The 18,120-nt window shown below is 50.8% G+C and carries 17 protein-coding genes and 1 tRNA gene; 6 read left to right on the top strand and 12 right to left on the bottom strand.

What is annotated here, in order from left to right; all coding sequences use genetic code 11:
- Positions 1-233 precede the first annotated feature (233 nt).
- The 3 genes from ACMYSK_RS14100 to ACMYSK_RS14090 are packed head-to-tail and all read left to right on the top strand — an operon-like array spanning position 234 to position 1,797.
- On the top strand, positions 234-971 hold the full coding sequence (locus tag ACMYSK_RS14100) for a glycoprotein 3 (protein ID WP_434636156.1): 738 nt from the start codon (positions 234-236) through the stop codon (positions 969-971).
- Positions 968-1,213, top strand: coding sequence for an ogr/Delta-like zinc finger family protein (locus ACMYSK_RS14095; protein ID WP_023339332.1), 246 nt, complete (start codon positions 968-970; stop codon positions 1,211-1,213). Before ACMYSK_RS14100 ends, ACMYSK_RS14095 begins: the two co-directional genes overlap by 4 nt.
- Positions 1,214-1,230: 17 nt before the next feature.
- Entirely contained in the window at positions 1,231-1,797 is a 567-nt protein-coding gene (locus ACMYSK_RS14090) for a phage polarity suppression protein (RefSeq protein WP_434636153.1), read from the top strand.
- A gap of 523 nt (positions 1,798-2,320) precedes the next feature.
- Here the strand turns inward: ACMYSK_RS14090 and ACMYSK_RS14085 are convergent.
- The 6 genes from ACMYSK_RS14085 to proB all read right to left on the bottom strand — a co-directional run bounded on the left by ACMYSK_RS14085 (position 2,321) and on the right by proB (position 9,536).
- The gene (locus tag ACMYSK_RS14085) at positions 2,321-3,943 is read right to left on the bottom strand and encodes a UvrD-helicase domain-containing protein (protein ID WP_434636150.1); all 1,623 of its coding nucleotides are present in this window, start codon (positions 3,941-3,943) and stop codon (positions 2,321-2,323) included.
- Positions 3,940-5,643: an ATP-dependent nuclease gene (locus ACMYSK_RS14080; protein ID WP_434636147.1), complete on the bottom strand. Its 1,704-nt coding sequence runs from the start codon at positions 5,641-5,643 to the stop codon at positions 3,940-3,942. Before ACMYSK_RS14080 ends, ACMYSK_RS14085 begins: the two co-directional genes overlap by 4 nt.
- The gene (locus tag ACMYSK_RS14075) at positions 5,630-6,814 is read right to left on the bottom strand and encodes a tyrosine-type recombinase/integrase (RefSeq protein ID WP_434636144.1); all 1,185 of its coding nucleotides are present in this window, start codon (positions 6,812-6,814) and stop codon (positions 5,630-5,632) included. Before ACMYSK_RS14075 ends, ACMYSK_RS14080 begins: the two co-directional genes overlap by 14 nt.
- Before the next feature lie 163 nt (positions 6,815-6,977).
- A tRNA-Thr gene (locus ACMYSK_RS14070) sits at positions 6,978-7,053 on the bottom strand.
- Positions 7,054-7,168: 115 nt separating this feature from the next.
- Positions 7,169-8,422 (bottom strand): glutamate-5-semialdehyde dehydrogenase, encoded by a 1,254-nt coding sequence (gene proA / locus ACMYSK_RS14065; RefSeq protein ID WP_434636141.1) that lies wholly within the window; start codon positions 8,420-8,422, stop codon positions 7,169-7,171.
- A 10-nt stretch (positions 8,423-8,432) separates the two neighbouring features.
- Positions 8,433-9,536, bottom strand: coding sequence for a glutamate 5-kinase (gene proB / locus ACMYSK_RS14060; protein WP_434636140.1), 1,104 nt, complete (start codon positions 9,534-9,536; stop codon positions 8,433-8,435).
- A 290-nt stretch (positions 9,537-9,826) separates the two neighbouring features.
- Between proB and phoE the strand changes: the two genes are divergently transcribed.
- Complete coding sequence (phoE, locus tag ACMYSK_RS14055) at positions 9,827-10,879, top strand: phosphoporin PhoE (RefSeq protein WP_434636137.1); 1,053 nt, start codon at positions 9,827-9,829, stop codon at positions 10,877-10,879.
- A 91-nt stretch (positions 10,880-10,970) separates the two neighbouring features.
- On the opposite strand, the gene ACMYSK_RS14050 is transcribed toward phoE, so the two are convergent.
- Together ACMYSK_RS14050 and ACMYSK_RS14045 are read right to left on the bottom strand one after the other, a co-directional pair.
- Complete coding sequence (locus tag ACMYSK_RS14050; RefSeq protein WP_434636134.1) at positions 10,971-11,537, bottom strand: NlpC/P60 family protein; 567 nt, start codon at positions 11,535-11,537, stop codon at positions 10,971-10,973.
- Positions 11,538-11,766: 229 nt separating this feature from the next.
- Positions 11,767-12,567, bottom strand: a complete 801-nt coding sequence (locus tag ACMYSK_RS14045) for an AraC family transcriptional regulator (RefSeq protein ID WP_434636131.1) — start codon at positions 12,565-12,567, stop codon at positions 11,767-11,769.
- Between the two features lie 103 nt (positions 12,568-12,670).
- Between ACMYSK_RS14045 and ACMYSK_RS14040 the strand changes: the two genes are divergently transcribed.
- Both ACMYSK_RS14040 and ACMYSK_RS14035 read left to right on the top strand, forming a co-directional pair.
- Entirely contained in the window at positions 12,671-13,486 is an 816-nt protein-coding gene (locus ACMYSK_RS14040; protein WP_434636128.1) for a sulfite exporter TauE/SafE family protein, read from the top strand.
- Between the two features lie 171 nt (positions 13,487-13,657).
- Positions 13,658-14,320, top strand: a complete 663-nt coding sequence (locus tag ACMYSK_RS14035; protein ID WP_434636125.1) for an HAD family hydrolase — start codon at positions 13,658-13,660, stop codon at positions 14,318-14,320.
- A 48-nt stretch (positions 14,321-14,368) separates the two neighbouring features.
- Here the strand turns inward: ACMYSK_RS14035 and phnE (ACMYSK_RS14030) are convergent, their stop codons facing one another.
- From phnE (ACMYSK_RS14030) to phnC, 4 genes are all read right to left on the bottom strand, one after another.
- Entirely contained in the window at positions 14,369-15,247 is an 879-nt protein-coding gene (gene phnE, locus ACMYSK_RS14030) for a phosphonate ABC transporter, permease protein PhnE (RefSeq protein ID WP_434636122.1), read from the bottom strand.
- Positions 15,244-16,116, bottom strand: a complete 873-nt coding sequence (gene phnE / locus ACMYSK_RS14025; RefSeq protein ID WP_434636121.1) for a phosphonate ABC transporter, permease protein PhnE — start codon at positions 16,114-16,116, stop codon at positions 15,244-15,246. Before phnE (ACMYSK_RS14025) ends, phnE (ACMYSK_RS14030) begins: the two co-directional genes overlap by 4 nt.
- A 67-nt stretch (positions 16,117-16,183) precedes the next feature.
- A complete protein-coding gene (phnD, locus tag ACMYSK_RS14020) occupies positions 16,184-17,125 on the bottom strand; it encodes a phosphonate ABC transporter substrate-binding protein (protein WP_434636119.1) in 942 nt (313 codons plus the stop codon).
- A gap of 23 nt (positions 17,126-17,148) precedes the next feature.
- Positions 17,149-17,991 carry a phosphonate ABC transporter ATP-binding protein gene (phnC, locus tag ACMYSK_RS14015; RefSeq protein WP_434636117.1) on the bottom strand — a complete coding sequence of 281 codons (843 nt, stop codon included), beginning with the start codon at positions 17,989-17,991 and terminating at the stop codon, positions 17,149-17,151.
- Positions 17,992-18,120: the final 129 nt, after the last annotated feature.

Raw genomic sequence — 18,120 nt, 5'->3', positions numbered from 1 at the left:
CAACTGTTCACCCTTTATGTTACTGTATTACTTATATTATTTCTTATGGTGAATAGTGGTGAATAGTTAACAGTAAAAAAACAAACGGTGAGTATGCTTTTCCTGAGACCTTTCTCTGGCAAGCCGGGTTTTGACGTCCTGTTTGTGCCAGAACTGCCACAACTGCAATGAATCGCCTTGTTGTGTGTGCCCCGGCAGAATCACCTCATGTTGAAACCACGAGGAAACCTGCCATGACCGACACCACCTTTATCCCTGATTACCTGAAACCGGCGCTGGAGCGACTGGCCGAGGCCAGAGCGGCCCATCTTGAACAGGCCCGCCGGATGGAGGACACCCTGACGGCCATCAGCCGCGCGGAGGAGCAGAAAGCGGAGCTGGAGCAGGACAACGGGAGCGATACCCGCAACTGGCGCGCCGCTTTCCGTGCCGGGGGTGCCATGCTGACCGATGAGCTGAAAAGCGGACATATCGAACACGTGGCCCGCCGGGAGCTGGCGCAGGAATGTGACAATCTGACCGAAGTGCTGGCCTTTGAGCGTGACCAGTTGAAAGCCACCTGCAACAGCACCGCGCGTGCATTCCGCCAGGCGCATCATGCTGTGCTGAGTAAATACGCTGAGGAAGAGCTTAACCGCGCGCTGAATGACACCCTCGGGCCACTGGTCCGGGCGATGGTGCTGAAAGCAGAGGTGATGGAAAATCCGCTGGCCAACACCACCGGCCATCAGGGCTACATCGAGCCGGAGAAGGAGGTCATGCAGCAGGTGGTCACCTTCCTGACCGGGAAAGTGAGCGCCTTCTCCGTCACGCCAGCGGATGAGCCGGTGCTCTCCCTGACCGGCTTCCCGGCCGTCGCGCTTCCGCACATGGACCACGACGCCGCCAGCACGCCCGGCGAGCGTAAAGTCTGGCAGGAGAAAATCCGTCAGCGCGAGGCTGACCTGAAAGCGCGGGGGCTGCTGCCATGATGCACTGTCCGTTCTGCAAAAAGTCAGCGCATACCCGTACCTCCCGCTACCTGTCGGAGAACGTCAAACAGCGCTACCACCAGTGCACCAATATTGAGTGCTCGGCGACGTTCCGCACCACTGAAGCCATCGACGAGGTTATCCGGCCCCCGGCGGAGAAAACGCCGCCTGTCGCGGAGCCGGTCACGCCTCCGGCACCCCGTAAAGTGCAGGGCTGCTACAGCTCGCCATACCGTCATTAATCAGGGGAGAACTGACCATGACCACCATTACGCTACAGCAGGCCTTTGAGGCCTGTCAGAATAACAAAACCGCCTGGCTGAACCGTAAAGCCGAGCTGGCGGCCACAGAGCAGGAATACCGCAAGCAGGTGCTGGCCGGGGATGAACGTATCCCGGCAATTATGCAGGAACTGCGCGACATTATGGATGTCAAAAAATGGGAAATTAATCAGGCCGCCGGGCGCTATATCCGCTCCCATGAAGCGGTGCAGCGCATCAGTATCCGCAACCGGCTGAATGACTTTATGCAGGCGCACGGTGCTGAACTGGCCGCCACGCTTGCCCCGGAGCTGATGGGTCTCAGTCAGCAGCCCGCACTCCTGACCGTCCATGCGCTCGACCGTTCGGCGCATTACCTGAGGGAAGCCCTGTCCGTGTGGCTGAGTACCGGTGAAGAAATTAATTATGCCGTAGAAGACAGCGATATTTTAACGGCCATCGGATTCAGGCCTGACGCGGCTTCGCGGGTGGATAATCAGGAAAAATACACCCCCGCACAGAGCCTGATTTATGCCCGCCGGCGCACGGAACTGGCCGGCAGGTAGCCTCCGCAAAAATCCCCGAAAATACCGCTATTTTTCCCGAATTAAGCCATGCATCCACAGGGTGCATGGCTTTGCATGCGTTTTCCCGTCCCGTCACTCCCTTCGCAGCCCTGTCCCGGCGCGGCCAGGGCCTGCCCACGCACCTGCATGAAAACCGACCCACGAAGCGGGCAGGCGAGGCGGGGAAAGCACTGCGCGCCAGCGGTAAAGTATTTATTTAATGATATTTAATTTGGCGGCCTGAGCGCGTCGCTGCGCTGCGCGGGTTCACGGGAGTGTCGGTGGGTGGTGCGGTGCTGTTCGGGGGCGTGGTGAGCTTTTGAGGCGGTTAGGTCAAGTAGAAGTAGATGCTGCCCGAGATTACGGAAACCCTTAATTTCTGTTTCAAAAAGAGACCGGTTTTAGAGGAAAGAGAAACCTCAAAGTTATCAGCTGACTAATCACATGTATTAATTCTATTTTAGATTTAAGTTAACCCCCTGATTCGAATGTTACAAGAGGCAGGGGGGGGAATACCGTGCAATTAAATGTTTTTATAGAGTCCTTCAAGTCCGTTTAATGAGAGAAACTGAGAGGGTTTTGCTCTTTTTAAATCATGCTGGAAATTAAATCTTTCCGTGGAGTTTATTAATACAATGGCTTTTTTTGCTCGAGTAACTCCAACATAATGAAGATTAAGACATTGGTCATAGTGAGAGAAAACCTCATCAAAGCAATTTTTTATATATTCGCGCCGAGGTAATATCCAATCATAAAGATCTAGATGAAAAACAAAATCAAATTCAAGACCTTTTGCTTTATGCAAGGTCATTATCTGCAACTCATTTTCACTAACAGGTAAGTAATTATTAAGCATCATTTTGTTTTGAATGACTGAGTTAATTGCATCAATATGCTGAGAGGAGATGTCACTAGTAATTAATAATTTCACTGCTTTGCGTAATGTGGGGATCAGTTGAGGTTCACTGGCCTTTCTTACATCCTTAATCACACACCTCATTTCTCTCAGTAAGTTTTTCTCAAAAACTTTATCTCTTAAACTATCAATGATCTCTTGTGCGGTTGCCATTTGATTAAAACGAAATCGCAATAGTTCTTTTAATAAGAGGGATGTTTCCCCGCCTATTATGGAAAGATCATCATCAAGGTAAGCTCTAGATTTTGTCTTTATTATTCCAGACACTAACGAAACTGAGCTATTTGTCGCGGCCAGAATGGCAATTTCACTTTCTTTTTTTATTCCAAAAGTGGATTTGACACTACCAATATTAGAGTCAATCCATTTGACAATATCTTCCTGGGAACCATTAATTGTAGTTCTATATACATGTATAGTATCGCTTGTTAACAAAGAAGAGTTTTCATTTATTAATCGAGATGCATAGTTAATGATTGAAGGGTGAGAACGATGGTTTATTGTTATTTCGAATGGTTTAAAGCCACTTTTTTCATCTAACAATGATGACAAGTATCTTGAGCTTTTTCCTGCATAAGCGTATATAGATTGGTCAACGTCCCCAACAGCAACAGCTTTAATTCCGAGTTTAAATAGGGATAAGAAAATTAGGTGTTGAATAAATCCAGCATCTTGATATTCATCAATATATATGGATTTATATCTTTTTGCCAGATATCTACGACAGGATAAAGAGTTTATTAAAACGTAAAAAGAAATTAAAGGGATGAATTCTAAAACTATATAACCCTTGATGTATAAATCACGAACTTCTTTGAAGTCATATGTGTCAATTTTTTTACATACATCCTCAGTATTTGAAAAACAAGAGAGTTTATCTTTGGTTGCCTCATCTAGCTCATTGAATTTTATGATTTTTATTTTATCGGTATACCCCCAAATATGCTTGATATATTGATAGATTATCTCAGTTAGATAAAATTTATCAATCGTGCCAAAGAAGCTTGACTTTGGTTCTGAAATTACTTTTAAACATCTTTTTTTCAGTTCATCACTAGCCTTGTTTGTATAAGAAATAGCAATAACACCTTGATAGTCGTTGCAAAGAGCTAAATCGTTTACTATTTTAGAAACAATTACGGCTGTCTTACCGCTTCCGGGACAGGCTGTTAATACCATACTCGATGGATACTCTATTGCTATACTTTGTTCTTTTGTGTAATTAATCATTGCTTACCCTCCTTTGCGAGTGATACTGATGTTAAAAGAGGTAGTATTAATTTCCCGAAATATATTGAGCTGAGTGAGTTTGAATATTCCTTTAAAAAGTCTTGCATTCGTGTGGCTTTCTTACCTCTTAGATAATCAGCTGCCTTTTCTGCATCATCTGTCCCTACATATTCTTTAAGCTGCTCTCTCAGTTCAATACTAATATCGCCCTCAAGGTCATCAATTGAAACATATATATTGTTCTGTTTGAGAATATCTTTATAAATGGCATGCTTCTCTAATTTCTGTTTTTGTGTTATTTCTGTTAATTCATTTTTTAATGGTTCATATTTGCAGAGGGCTAAAGCTCTGTTTAATCCTGCATATTGCCATTCTTCTTTTCTAGGTACTTTAGATACATCATTATCCGTCCGTGCAACCCATTTTATTTCAAATGAATCAAGAATTTTTCTATAAACTTCAAATTGGACTCCGTCAACTGATAAAATACTTATGTTATAAAAGTCCAAATCAATATCACATTCTTTAGCAAGAGCTTGATAGAATAACATTTCAGATGGGCCTTCAACTAAAAAAACCACATCTGCAAAAAAAGCTTCTGCGGGTAATATGCTTATCCTGTATCCCATTCCATTCCATGCATCACTTATGCAATCAGAACATCCCTCACTTGCAGCGTAAGACTCACCATCGGATGAACATATTTTAATTATTGAATCAGGTGAGTAATTAACGGCAATCTGTGGTGAATGGGTTGTAACAAGAGATTGTCCGGGTAATTTATTAATTAGATACTCAGATAGTTTTCTTTGTTGATGTGGATAAAGATGTGACTCAGGCTCTTCAACGCAATATATTACAACTTCGTTCTCAGTGTCATGCTCACGTACACTTTTAGCTTTCCATAATGCAAGTAATATTTGATTGTTGAATCCATCTCCACCAAGCATTACTTTTTTACCATTTGTATTTGAACTTAATTCTAACTTCTCAATGAATTGGTCGATGCCGATTGCTCCAGAGTCGAGCATAACAGAAATTTTTTCATTGTTATAAGATAGTTTTTTTAATTCATCATTTAATTCTTTTGTCGCCGATGAAACATAACTTATCTCTTTAACTTTATCGTTTACATTAACCAATAAATCACTTAATGAATTTAAAGTTTCCTCGTCTTTTATCACCTGTTCATGATCCCTCATTTCTTGAGCAAGTCTTAACAAATGCTTTTTTTCTGATGATATATATCTAGCAAGATCTCTTTGAGAATTGACGTAACGTAGGTTAAGATATTTTAGATAAAACCTACCATTAATCTCGTCCATATCAGTTTCTTTATGACCGATGTATAATTTGTAGTCTAGAGTATTTCTACTCGCTTTGTATTTAATAAATGTTTCGGAGTCATCACTTACGTATCCTCCTAACTTAGAAAGTACAGCATCTTCTTTTATTTCTCGAAAATTGATGATTATTTCTAATTCATCACATTGGTTGCCTTTTCCATCAATGTGAAAATCACTATTTTTTGGCTCGATATCTAAATCCGAGAAACTTTTATCTAATAAAATTCTCAGTGAATACAAAAGGTTGGTTTTCCCAACGTCATTGCTTCCAATTATCAAAGTTGAGTGGTTGAATTTTATAAAACTATCAGAATAGTTTCGAAAACCTTTCAGATATACACTATTTATATACATTGCTGTACTCCGTTAAAATAGATGAGTACCACTGAAGCATACCCCTTCGTTTTTCTAAATACTGAGCATGGTTGTAAGTTCCACGGATACTATTTTTATCAACATGTGCTAATTGAATTTCGATCCAAGATGAATCAAAGCCCTGCTCATGCAACAATGTAGACATCATATGCCTGAATCCATGACCAGTAAGTTGACCACCGTAGCCTATGCGCTTAATGACCTGATTTATGCTTGCTTCACTCATTGGTTTGTTCGGATCATTCCGCCCCGGAAAGACATAACAATAGCTTCCTGTCATGATTTTAAGTTCATTGAGTAAATCTAACGCTTGAGTCGATAATGGCACAAGATGTGGTCTGCGCATTTTCATCCTCTCAGCAGGAATTTCCCAAATTGCGTTATCTAGATCAAATTCTGACCATAATGCTGCACGTAATTCGATGGTTCTTACACCCGTGATCATCAGTAATTTTGTAGCAATCTGGACAAGCCGACTCCCTGTGTAACTGTCTAAAGCACGGAGAAAATCAGGTATCTCATCAGCTTTCAGGAATGGGAAATGATTGGATTGATGTACTTCGAGGGCGCTAGAGAGATCCGCTGCAGGATTAAACTCAGCTCTTCCGGTGGCTATGGCATAGCGAAAAACTTCTGAACAACGCTGTCGAACTTTACGCATTTTCTCTAACGCTCCACGTTTTTCAATTTTACGCAGCACATTAAGCAGTTCTAGCGGTTTTATTTCACCGATGGGTCTTGTCCCCACATACGGGAAAATATCGTTCTTAAACGCTTCCATGATGTCTGAGGCATAGCCCTCTGACCATTTGGTCGACTTCATCTGATGCCATTCTGTGGCTATCTTTTCAAACGCGCTTTCGGATTCCGTTTGCAAAGCGATCTTCTGCTCTTTTCGAACTTCACTCGGGTTCTTTCCTTCCGCGACCAGCTTTCGGGCATCGTCGCGACGAGAACGAGCATCGGCAAGGGTGATCGTCGGATACACACCAAGCGAGATCATTTTGGGCTTACCGGCATAGCGATAGCGGAACCGCCAGCTCTTGCTTCCATTAGGCTCTATAAGCAATGACAAGCCTTGCCCATCTCCGAGTGTATAGGTTTTAGCTTCAGGCTTAGCGCGGCGAATCTGCATATCGTTTAAAGGCATGTGTATAGGAATCCAAGACCGAACAGGAACATATACACAATCCTATACACATTCAGTATCGGATTCTACTGGATGGTTACGGACAATAACGGACTAAAAGTCAGTAAAACCTTTATAAATCATGGTATTTATGGATGAATACGGACGTTTGGGGAAGTTGAGATGGTGCCGATAATAGGAGTCGAACCTACGACCTTCGCATTACGAATGCGCTGCTCTACCAACTGAGCTATATCGGCCCTGAAAAGGACGTGCCCACGAATGTGAATCACGGGGTAAAAGGTTAAAACTAAGTGGGTGACGCGTCAATGGCCTTATGAATCAAACGGCTACTTTTGCATCACCCGCTCAGCATTAAGCACGAATCGTATCGTCGCCGAAACCAATCCACTTATATGTCGTTAACGCTTCCAGCCCCATCGGGCCGCGAGCGTGCAGCTTCTGGGTACTGACCGCAACTTCTGCGCCGAGGCCAAACTGGCCGCCGTCGGTAAAGCGGGTAGAGGCGTTAATGTACACCGCCGAGGAATCCACTTCGTTGATAAAGCGGTTGGCGTTGCTCAGCGTGCGGGTCAGGATGGCATCCGAATGCTGGGTGCCGTGGGCGCGGATATGCGCAATAGCCTCGTCGAGGTCGGCGACCACTTTGACATTCAGATCCAGCGACAGATACTCATCATCGTACTGCTCCGCCTTCACCGGCTCTACTGATGCCGGACCGTGTTGCAGTGTCGGCAGCGACCGGTCATCGGCGTGCAGCGCTACGCCGCTTTCTGCCATCTGTTTGCTCAGCGCTGGCAGGAAAAGCTCGGTAATATTGTGATGTACCAGCAGCGTTTCTACTGAGTTACAGGCGCTTGGACGCTGAACCTTGGCGTTGACGATAACCTTCAGCGCTTCTGCAATGTCGGCTGAATCATCAATATAGATATGGCACACGCCAATCCCGCCGGTGATCACCGGAATCGTGGACTGTTCGCGGCACAGCTTATGCAGCCCGGCGCCGCCGCGTGGGATCAGCATATCGATGTATTTATCCATCTTCAGCATCTCGCCAACCAGCGCGCGATCCGGGTTCTCAATCGCCTGGATCGTTGCCGCCGGTAGCCCGCACTCCTCCAGCGCTCGCTGAATCACTTTCACCGTGGCGGCATTAGTACGCCAGGTCTCTTTCCCGCCGCGCAGAATCGCGGCATTGCCGGTTTTCAGGCACAGGGACGCGACATCAACCGTCACGTTAGGTCGGGCTTCATAAATGACGCCCACGACCCCCAGCGGCACGCGGCGGCGTTCGATACGCAGGCCGCTGTCAAGCAGGCCACCGTCGATCACCTGACCGACCGGATCGGCCAGGTTACACACCTGCCGCACATCGTTCGCAATGCCGCTTAAGCGCGCCGGGTTAAGCGCCAGACGGTCGAGCAGCGCCTCGCTCAGGCCATTGGCGCGGGCTTCCGCCAGATCATCGGCGTTCGCGCGCAGAATCTCTTCGGTCTGTGCTTCGAGATAGTCCGCGATTTTTTCCAGCACCTGATTTTTTTCACGGCTGGAGAGTTGTGCGAGTTTGTAAGAGGCCGCCTTGGCAGCAATGCCCATTTGTTCCAGCATTTTCAGCTCCTTAACGGATAATCATATCGTCACGATGGACGGCAACCGGGCCGTATTCGTAGCCCAGAATCGCATCAATCTGCTGCGAGTGCTGGCCGGCAATCAGGCGCAGCGCATCGCTGTTATAGCGGCTGACGCCGTGAGCAATATCGCGACCTTCGCTATTGCGGATGCGGATCACTTCGCCACGGGAGAAATTGCCGGTGACGGTTTTGATGCCTTTTGGCAGCAGGGAGCTACCTCTTTCCAGAATCGCCTGCGTGGCGCCGGCATCAACGGTAATTTCGCCCGCCGGCGGGGCGCCAAAGATCCAGCGTTTGCGGTTCTCCAGCGGTGATTCCTGCGCGTGGAAGCGCGTACCGACCGACACGCTGTCCATCACATCGGCAATCACGCCTGGACGGTTGCCGGCAGCAATGATGGTGTCGATACCGGCGCGGCAGGCGACATCCGCAGCCTGCAGCTTGGTTCCCATGCCGCCAGTGCCCAGGCCGGAAACGCTATCGCCGGCGATGGCGCGCAGGGCGTCATCAATGCCGTAGACATCTTTGATCAGCTCCGCCTGCGGGTTATTACGCGGGTCGGCGGTGAACAGGCCTGCCTGGTCGGTCAGCAGCAGCAGCTTATCGGCGCCGGCAAGAATAGCGGCCAGCGCAGAGAGATTATCGTTATCGCCGACTTTAATTTCGGCGGTCGCCACGGCGTCATTCTCATTAATGACCGGCACAATGTTGTTATCCAGCAGCGCGCGCAGGGTGTCGCGGGCGTTCAGGAAGCGCTCGCGATCTTCCATATCCGCCCGGGTCAGCAGCATCTGGCCTACGTGAATACCATAAATAGAAAACAGCTGTTCCCACAGTTGGATCAGACGGCTCTGTCCTACCGCCGCCAGAAGCTGTTTCGACGCAATGGTCGCGGGCAGTTCCGGGTAGCCGAGATGTTCACGTCCGGCGGCAATAGCCCCGGAGGTCACAATGACAATACGGTGGCCCATTGCATGCAGCTGTGCGCACTGACGCACTAATTCGACAATATGGGCGCGGTTCAGGCGACGGGATCCGCCCGTTAAAACACTGGTGCCCAGTTTTACCACCAGCGTCTGGCTATCACTCATGATTCTCTGCCGTTCAAAAGGAATATCGATATCGAGCTGATGTTGTAACAGGACTCAGGCCGCTTGCCAACACCTGGCGTATTGGGCGAGCCACTTTATTGCGCGAGATCGGCGATTGTGGAGTAACCGGATGACAAATTTATGACAGAAACATCTAAACACTCTTTTTTATAAAAAGTTCCACATTGTCATAAATTTTTAATATTGGGGCGTTAAAAAACCTCCTGTTTTCACGGGGGCCTTCGCCCGGAATTGATTAGCGCGTATAAATAAATCACCAGGACTGAATAATGAAAAAGAGCTCACTGGCATTAATGATGATGGGTCTTGTCGCTTCTTCAGCTACACAGGCAGCAGAAGTTTATAATAAAGACGGCAACAAACTGGACGTGTATGGCAAAGTCAGAGCGATGCACTACATCAGCGACTATGACAGCAAAGACGGCGACCAGACCTATGTTCGTTTCGGTATCAAAGGCGAAACACAGATTAACGACCAACTGACCGGCTACGGTCGTTGGGAATCTGAATTCTCCGGTAACAAAACGGAAAGCGACTCCACCCAGAAGACCCGTCTGGCATTTGCCGGTCTGAAATTGAAAAACTACGGTTCTTTCGATTACGGTCGTAACCTCGGTGCCCTGTATGACGTTGAAGCCTGGACCGATATGTTCCCGGAATTCGGCGGCGACTCTTCCGCACAGACCGATAACTTTATGACCAAGCGTGCCAGCGGCCTGGCAACTTACCGCAATACCGATTTCTTCGGCGTGGTAGATGGTCTGGATATGACCCTGCAGTATCAGGGTAAAAACGAAGGTCGTGACGCGAAGAAACAGAACGGCGACGGCTTCGGTACTTCATTAAGCTATGACTTCGGCGGCAGCGATTTCGCCATCAGCGCGGCCTACACCAGCTCTGACCGTACAAATGACCAGAACCTGCTGGCTCGTGGCCAGGGCTCCAAGGCGGAAGCCTGGGCAACAGGTCTGAAATATGACGCCAACAATATCTACCTGGCGACCATGTATTCCGAAACCCGTAAAATGACGCCAATCAGCGGTGGTTTTGCCAATAAAGCGCAGAACTTTGAAGCCGTTGCTCAGTACCAGTTTGACTTCGGTCTGCGTCCATCCCTGGGCTATGTCCTGTCAAAAGGCAAAGATATTGAAGGCGTTGGTAGCGAAGACCTGGTGAACTACATCGACGTGGGTCTGACTTATTACTTCAACAAAAACATGAACGCCTTCGTTGATTATAAAATCAACCAGCTGAACAGCGATAATAAACTCGCTATCAACAGTGACGACATCGTTGCTCTGGGTATGACTTACCAGTTCTGATGATGTTTGCCGCCTGAGGTTTTCCTGGGGCGGCCAAATATGTCGGAAGAAAACCGCGGCACTATTGCTGCGGTTTTTTTATTGCCGGCGATTAATGATTTTTTGCCAGGTGTTGATGGTCGCTATTCATGGTGATCTGCGCGTTATATTCTTTCGGCAGACGACGCGCCTGGTAGAACACCGAATTCCAGTACGGGTTATCCAGCGAAGAGCGCATGACGCCCTGGCTGCTGGAGGCGTGCAGGAAGTTGTGCTCAGTATCATAGAAACCGACGTGCATCCCGCCGCGGATACGGAAGAAGACCAGATCCCCCGGACGAAGCTGCTGTTTACTGACGCGAATGCCCATATGCAGGAGATCGCCGGTCGTGACGCGATCCATCGGTAAATTGAAGCGGTCTTTGAGCGTTCGCCAGACGAAGCCGGAACAGTCGACGCCGCTTTGCTCTGTACCGCCCCATTCATAAGGTGTGCCGTGCCAGGTATGCATCTGATCGTGAAGGGCGGCAACTACCGGAATCAGATCGTCAGATCCGCTGTCGATCGGCGCGTACTGATGCTTAGCGGCGGTTTTTGGCGGCTTTTTAGATGAAGATGAGCATCCTGCCAGGATCAAAAAAGGCACCAATAATAAGACATGGGACAGTTTGGGCTTCATATCATTATTTTCATGTTAGGGATCGGCCGTCGACTTTTATAGCTTATTCACTAGCTTGTCAGAATGATTAAACGCAAAATTTACGAAAAATTACGTACGGAAAATGCCAATTTCAGTATCGCTGAATTGGCAATAGCGGATGGAATATAAAATCAGTCATCTCATTTATTTATAAATTTTTTCTACATAAAACACTATTTAGCGCCGTGGAATAGGGTTCTTCCTATTTTTAGCTGGTGCGGCTTTTCCCCGCGTTACCATTCCTCAGCTGACGGGCAAAAACGGCGGGGGAATACCCCATCATTTTGCGAAACATCGCGGTGAAGGCCGCTGGATATTCATACCCGAGGCTGAATGCCACATCGGTAATCGTTCTTCCTTCCCGCAGTGCCGTCAGGGCGTACATCAGGCAGGCCTGCTGACGCCAGTCGCGAAAAGCCATTCCGGTCTGCTGGCGAAACTGGCGGTGAAAAGTCCGGGCGCTTTTATTGAGTCTTTCGGCCCACTGCTCCGGCGTACTGTGAATATCAGGCCGATGCAGAAAGTCGCTGCACAGCGCAGCCAGGGGGGCACTCTGCGGCAGCGGGGTAAACATTGGCAGCGGATGGGCGGCCTTTAGCTCGTGTAAAACCAGCTCGATTAGCGCCGCATCGTGTCCGGTTTCGTGATACAGCAGCGGCAGCTGGCAGGCGCTCAGCAGCAGCTGGTGCAGGAGGGGGGAAACGTGTAAAACCTCACAGCGTTCCCCGGTGCGCGGTGCCGCCTCCGGTTCGATGTACAGGCTGTGGGTGCTGACGCCCGGCATCAATACCCGGTGCGGCCGGGTGGCCGGGATCCACACGCCGCTGTAGGGCGGGACCAGCCACTGGCCGTCATCCGTTTCCACCTTCATTAGCCCGTTCATGGCATAGAGAAACTGCGCCCGGCGGTGGCAGTGACGTTCCAGCTGCGTGTTGGCCGGATAATCGCTACCCAGCGCCAGCACTCTGCGCGGGAGGTTATCGACATCGTTGACGGGAATATTGCGCATGATAACCCCCCCATGGCTTAAATTCGTAAGATGATGGCGTTTAATCGTAAGTCAGCCATATCGCTATTCTATATCGTGATTGCTCTGAATGGAGGACAATCGAATGATGTGCTGGCTTTTTCTCTGCGGTGTGGCGTGTGGCGTAACGACCTGGCTCTTTGGCTTTGGCGGTGGCTTCGTTACCGTGCCGCTGATCTCTCTGCTGGTTACCGTGGTTTGGGGGGCGCAGAGCGATGTCGGCGGGCAGGCGATGCAGATTGCGGTCGCCACTTCCGCGCTGGTGATGCTCTGCACGGCGCTGCTGGCAACCCGACGTCACCTTCGCGCCCGAACGCTCTGCTGGCATTCTCTGAGGATGATGCTCGCCGGGATTGCCCTCGGGGGGATAGCCGGTGCGCTACTGGCGCTCTCGGTAAACGGCGGATGGATCCGCGGGTTGTTCGTCGGTTATCTGCTGGTGACTATCCTCGACTGCTATTTGCGCCCGGGTTTTATGGCTCCGATCGTGCAGCGTCGCGCTCCGATAGCATCGCGCGAGCTGATGAGCGGCGGTGTGATTGGCCTGATTGCCTCATTTCTTGGCGTCGGTGGCAGCGTCATGACCGTCCCGCTGATGCGCCGTCGCGGGGCGACGATGTCGGAAGCGGCGGCGATGGCTAATCTGCTGACGCTGCCGCTGGCGGCTGGCGCAAGCGGCACGTGGCTGGTGATGGCGTGGGTGTCTCCCGGGCATCTTCCTACTGGATTTATGGGGCATATCTGGCTATCGGCTACGGCGCTACTGGTCGCCGGGAGCTGGCTGGGGCTGCGGTTGGCTGCCCGCTGGCTGGGGCGTCTGCCGGATCGCTGGCACGCGCGGGTTTATCCGCTGCTGCTGGTCGCGGTACTGCTGGTGATGAGCCTTCAGGGATTGCGATGAGGCGGTATTTATCTCACCACGGCTCACGGCATATCACCACCGATCTGCGAATCTGAACGTTTTTCCTCGCTTTTTGCTACCCTTTGCTCAGCGCACAGGCGAGTCATCCTCCTGTCATCTTCGTTAAGCATGCTCTGGCGAGCCAATTTTGCTGATTAGGGAAAATGAACGATGTCCAACAATCTGACGATATTCGATCTGGATAATACTTTGATTAAGGGCGACAGCAGCACGGTATGGAGCCGGTTTCTGGTGAGAGAGGGATGGGTAAGCGACCCGGCATATCTGGCGCGGGAAGCGATGCTGATGGACGATTACGATCGCGGAGAAATGAATATTGCCGACTACGTTGCCTTAATCCAGGCGCCGCTCATCGGTGTGCCGCAGGCGGAAGTTGATGCGCTGGTGGCCCGCTGCGTGCGTGAGGATATTATGCCGCGTGTCTACCCGCAGGCGTGGGATCTCCTGCAAACCCTGCGCGCGCAGGGCGAGCAAATTCTGGTGATTTCGGCTTCGGTGAGCCTGTTGGTTCAGGCGGTAGCCGCGGCGCTGGAAATTGAGCAGGCTTTAGGCATCGATGTGGAAATGGCAGACGGCGGCTATAGTGGGGTGATTGCCGGTACGCCAAGCTACCAGCAGGGGAAAGTGGCGCGGCTGGCGGCGTGGCAACAGGCCTGGCCGCACCATCACGGTGAGGTGACGTTCTATACCGATTCGATTAACGATCTGCCGCTGTGCCTGCATGCCGATCGTGTCCGGCTGGTCAATCCCTGCCCGCAGCTGGTGGCGGCAAATGCCCGGCACCAGTGGCCGGTGCTGGCGTGGCGGCTGTGATTTTCCCCGGAGGCGGCGTATTGAGCCGCCTCCGGGAAGTCTGCGATATCAGGATTTAAACAGCGGCACCACGCTGCCGCCAATATACCGGCGGCGCAACCAGGCGGAGAGCGTATCCATCGCCATGACCACGACAACCAGCAGCAGAGTAATAAACATCACCACGTCCCAGTTCCACAGGCGCATATTTTCCGCATAAATCAGACCGATACCGCCGGCACCGACGAAGCCTAATACCGCGGCGGAGCGGGTATTCGACTCAATCTGATACAGGCTCAACGCCAGAAACGTCGGGAAAGACTGGGTAAAAATACCAAAGCGGTGCTTTTGTAAACCGTTAGCGCCGACGGCGGTCAGCCCACGCCCCGGAGAGCGGTCAACCGCTTCATGTCCCTCCGCATACAGCCGTCCGAGCAGCCCGGTATCCTGCATAATAATGGCCAGCACCCCGGCCAGCGGCCCGAGGCCCACGGCACGAACAAAAATCAGCCCCCAGATAGCCATATCAATACCGCGAAGCACGTCAAACAGGCGACGCACCAGCAGGGCGATAAATCCGGGAATTAACCCGCGCATAATGTTACGCGCTGCGAGGAAAGAGAGCAGTAGCGCAATGACCGTCGCGGTCATTGTCCCGACGAAGACAATCGCCAGAGTGATGCCGATTTGCGTGAAATAGTAGGCAAACGGCCAGTTGAAAAAGTCATGCCAGACAAACATCCGCAGCAGATAACGGCTAATTTGCTGTAGGCCGGTAGTCAGCTGTTCGCCGCTGATGCCGAACTGCATAAAAAACCAGACGTAATAAAGTAAGCTCGCCAGCGTCAGCAGCCCGACGAAGCGCAAATAGCGCCCCTGGGCTTTATACAGCTGCCGATGCTGCCGACGACTGGCGGCGATATCCGGTTGGCTTTGCCATTGACTCATTTTTTGCCCTCAAGAACCCACTGTCGCAGGCGGCCGGACAGCATATCCAGCAGCGACACCACGATGATGATCAGCAGCAGCGTGATGCTGACCTGATCGTAACGATCCAGCTTGATGTTGGTCATCAGTTCCTGACCGATCCCGCCGGCGCCCACCAGACCCAGAATGGTTGAAGAGCGAAAGTTAATTTCCAGACGCATAAAGCCGTAGGAGAGGAAAATCGGTTTAACCTGCGGCCACAGTGCGAAACGAATACGCTGTATCGGCGAGGCCCCGCAGGCCAACAGTCCGCGTACCGGTTTGTCCTGCGCACTTTCCACCGCTTCATAAAACAGTTTGGTCAGGCTACCAATGGTGTGCAGCATCAGAGCCAGAAAACCCGGAATAGCACCAATGCCGAAAGCCATGACGAAAATGACCGCCCACGCCAGCTCCGGCATGGTGCGTAAAAAGGCCACCAGAACACGAATGGCAAAGCGCAGCGGCGGCGGCGACCAGGCATTATTGGCGGCGAGGAATGCCAGCAGGGTCGCGATAGCAACCGCGACCAGCGTGGACGCCAGCGCCAGCTGTAGCGTTTCCCAGATCAGCGGCAGCTGAATCGGCAAGCGATAGCCCCAGTAGGCCAGCGAGCCTTTGGTGTGAACATCGGCGAACAGATCGCTGACGTGGAGCGTCGGCAGCGTTTCAAACATGTAATCGAGAAAATTTGGCAGAGAGTGCCAGATGGTGAAGAGATTAAATTCGGCGGCGCTGCCAGCGGCGAAATAAAGCACCAGTAAAAGCAGAGACCAGGTAAAGGTATCGCGCTTTTGCCGCGCCCGTACCTGCTGGTAATAACGTTCAAATTCGGTGTTCGCAATATTCATACGTCGAAGGGTCTTCAGTATGCCGCCGCCTCACGCGGGCTTACACGGAGGCGGCGTTGGGGCGGGATTAACGGGCGCTCACCAGCTCGCGCTTCATATCGATAATCTGCTGGAAGTCAGCCACGCTACCCGGGCCGATATGCTGAGTACCGCCCATGGCCTTAATAAAGCAGGCGTGGTCGTTGGTATCCAGTTTTTTGATAGCAGTGATGACTTTGGCTTTGAAGTCAGCCGGCAGCGCATTGCTGACCAGGATCGGGCCGTTGGGGATCAGCGGCGATTGCCAGATGATGCGGATCTGCTTCATCAGATCCGGGTGATCCATACGAATCAGGCGGTTGAAGGCACCGACGCTGTAGCCGCTGTTGTAGTCACCAACCATTGAGGTCCAGGTCACCGCGCCCGCAAACTGGCCGTTCAGCACGCCGAGGATGTCCTGCTCGTGGCCGCCGGAGAAGGTCACGCTGGAGAAGAAGTTTTTATATTTGTCATCCGTCGTGCCGCCGAATTTTTGTTTAAAGGCGTGGTTCGGGATCAAATATCCGGACGTGGAGTCCGGGTCAGCAAAACCAAAGGCTTTGCCTTTCAGATCTTCTAACGATTTATACGGGCTGTCCGCTTTAACAATGACTACCGAGTGGTAGCCGCGGGACTTATCTTTATCATCCACGGCAATACCGACGATATCGACCGCTTTCGGGTTATTAATATATACAGAAGCGTAAGACGAAGGCGACATACTCAGCACCACGTCCACTTTACCGCCCAGCAGACCCTGGATAACGCCGGAATAGTCGGAAGAATTACGTAATTTGGTATCGACGTTCAGCTCTTTATCGAGAAACTGTTTTACACACTGGTTATCACCAATTTGCTGGGTGGCGTTCTGCCCCCCCAGGATCCCCAGGTTTAATTCTTTTGGCTGTTCCGCAGCGCCAGCCTGCCATGCCATCATTATTCCCGCGACCGCGGCGGATAGTCGAACTGCACCAGTGATATATTGTTTCATTATATTGTCCGTGTGAGTGGAAATTAATGCAATTGGCTAATTTCATCCCCGTACAGCTGATGCAGAATATCCTGAGTCAGCTGTGAGGGATGGTCGTCAAAAATAATATTGCCTTTCGCTACGCCAATAACTCGCGTGCAGTACTCTTTCACCAGTTCCACCGAGTGCAGGTTCACCATTACGCTGATGCCCTGTTCGCTGATTTCGCGCAGCACGTTCATGATGCGCTGTGTGTTTTTCGGGTCGAGAGAGGCGACCGGCTCATCGGCCAGCAAAATACCGGGGTTCTGCATCAGCGCACGACAAATCGCTACGCGCTGCATCTGCCCGCCGGAGAGGTTTTCTGCCCGCTGTAGCGCATGGGGGAGCATATTCATCCACTCCAGCAGCGATATAGCACGCGCCCGGTCGGCGTCAGGGAAGATCTTAAACAGGGATTTCAGTGTTGAAGTCTGGCTCAGGCGGCCCAGCAGCACGTTCGTCAATACGTCGAGACGCGGTACCAGACAGAAATCCTGGAATATCATGCCGCACTTGCTGCGCCAGGCGTTTAGCGCGCGGCCTTTTAGCTTCGCTACATCGTGCGGCATGCCCACTTCCGGATAGCTGAGGATCTCGCCGCCGGTGGCGCTATGGGTACCGTTCAGTACGTGTAGCAGGGTCGATTTACCGGCGCCAGAGCGGCCGATAACACCCACCAGCTCACCGGCATGGAGATCAAAACTGATGTTATCCAGCACGGTTTGTTGCGCGCTGTAAGACTTATTCAGGTTGCGCACGCTTAAGACTTTCCGCTGCCGGGCGGCATTCGGCTGACCAAAATGCGGATAATCGGTATCGGTTACCGCGGCAAGAGAGCTATTCATAAGAGCGTCCAGATTCGTCATTAAACTGGGCACTATTAATGGCGTTTTATGTGATCGTTATATGACGGTAAGACGAAAGAACGGTGAACGGTGAGGTTATTGCGAAAGCAGGTTTGGCCAATCTACCGG

The organism is Klebsiella sp. I138, from assembly GCF_051131765.1.
GTDB lineage: Bacteria > Pseudomonadota > Gammaproteobacteria > Enterobacterales > Enterobacteriaceae > Klebsiella.
The sequence above is the reverse complement of the archived record's forward strand: the minus strand, read 5'-3'. Positions and strand labels throughout refer to the sequence as shown.

Bases quoted from the DNA above. Each gene is read 5' to 3' on its own strand.
- ACMYSK_RS14100 (WP_434636156.1), top strand. From the start codon at position 234: ATGACCGACACCACCTTTATCCCTGATTACCTGAAACCGGCGCTGGAG.
- ACMYSK_RS14095 (WP_023339332.1), top strand. From the start codon at position 968: ATGATGCACTGTCCGTTCTGCAAAAAGTCAGCGCATACCCGTACCTCC.
- ACMYSK_RS14090 (WP_434636153.1), top strand. From the start codon at position 1,231: ATGACCACCATTACGCTACAGCAGGCCTTTGAGGCCTGTCAGAATAAC.
- ACMYSK_RS14085 (WP_434636150.1), bottom strand. From the start codon at position 3,943: ATGATTAATTACACAAAAGAACAAAGTATAGCAATAGAGTATCCATCG.
- ACMYSK_RS14080 (WP_434636147.1), bottom strand. From the start codon at position 5,643: ATGTATATAAATAGTGTATATCTGAAAGGTTTTCGAAACTATTCTGAT.
- ACMYSK_RS14075 (WP_434636144.1), bottom strand. From the start codon at position 6,814: ATGCCTTTAAACGATATGCAGATTCGCCGCGCTAAGCCTGAAGCTAAA.
- proA (WP_434636141.1), bottom strand. From the start codon at position 8,422: ATGCTGGAACAAATGGGCATTGCTGCCAAGGCGGCCTCTTACAAACTC.
- proB (WP_434636140.1), bottom strand. From the start codon at position 9,536: ATGAGTGATAGCCAGACGCTGGTGGTAAAACTGGGCACCAGTGTTTTA.
- phoE (WP_434636137.1), top strand. From the start codon at position 9,827: ATGAAAAAGAGCTCACTGGCATTAATGATGATGGGTCTTGTCGCTTCT.
- ACMYSK_RS14050 (WP_434636134.1), bottom strand. From the start codon at position 11,537: ATGAAGCCCAAACTGTCCCATGTCTTATTATTGGTGCCTTTTTTGATC.
- ACMYSK_RS14045 (WP_434636131.1), bottom strand. From the start codon at position 12,567: ATGCGCAATATTCCCGTCAACGATGTCGATAACCTCCCGCGCAGAGTG.
- ACMYSK_RS14040 (WP_434636128.1), top strand. From the start codon at position 12,671: ATGATGTGCTGGCTTTTTCTCTGCGGTGTGGCGTGTGGCGTAACGACC.
- ACMYSK_RS14035 (WP_434636125.1), top strand. From the start codon at position 13,658: ATGTCCAACAATCTGACGATATTCGATCTGGATAATACTTTGATTAAG.
- phnE (WP_434636122.1), bottom strand. From the start codon at position 15,247: ATGAGTCAATGGCAAAGCCAACCGGATATCGCCGCCAGTCGTCGGCAG.
- phnE (WP_434636121.1), bottom strand. From the start codon at position 16,116: ATGAATATTGCGAACACCGAATTTGAACGTTATTACCAGCAGGTACGG.
- phnD (WP_434636119.1), bottom strand. From the start codon at position 17,125: ATGAAACAATATATCACTGGTGCAGTTCGACTATCCGCCGCGGTCGCG.
- phnC (WP_434636117.1), bottom strand. From the start codon at position 17,991: ATGAATAGCTCTCTTGCCGCGGTAACCGATACCGATTATCCGCATTTT.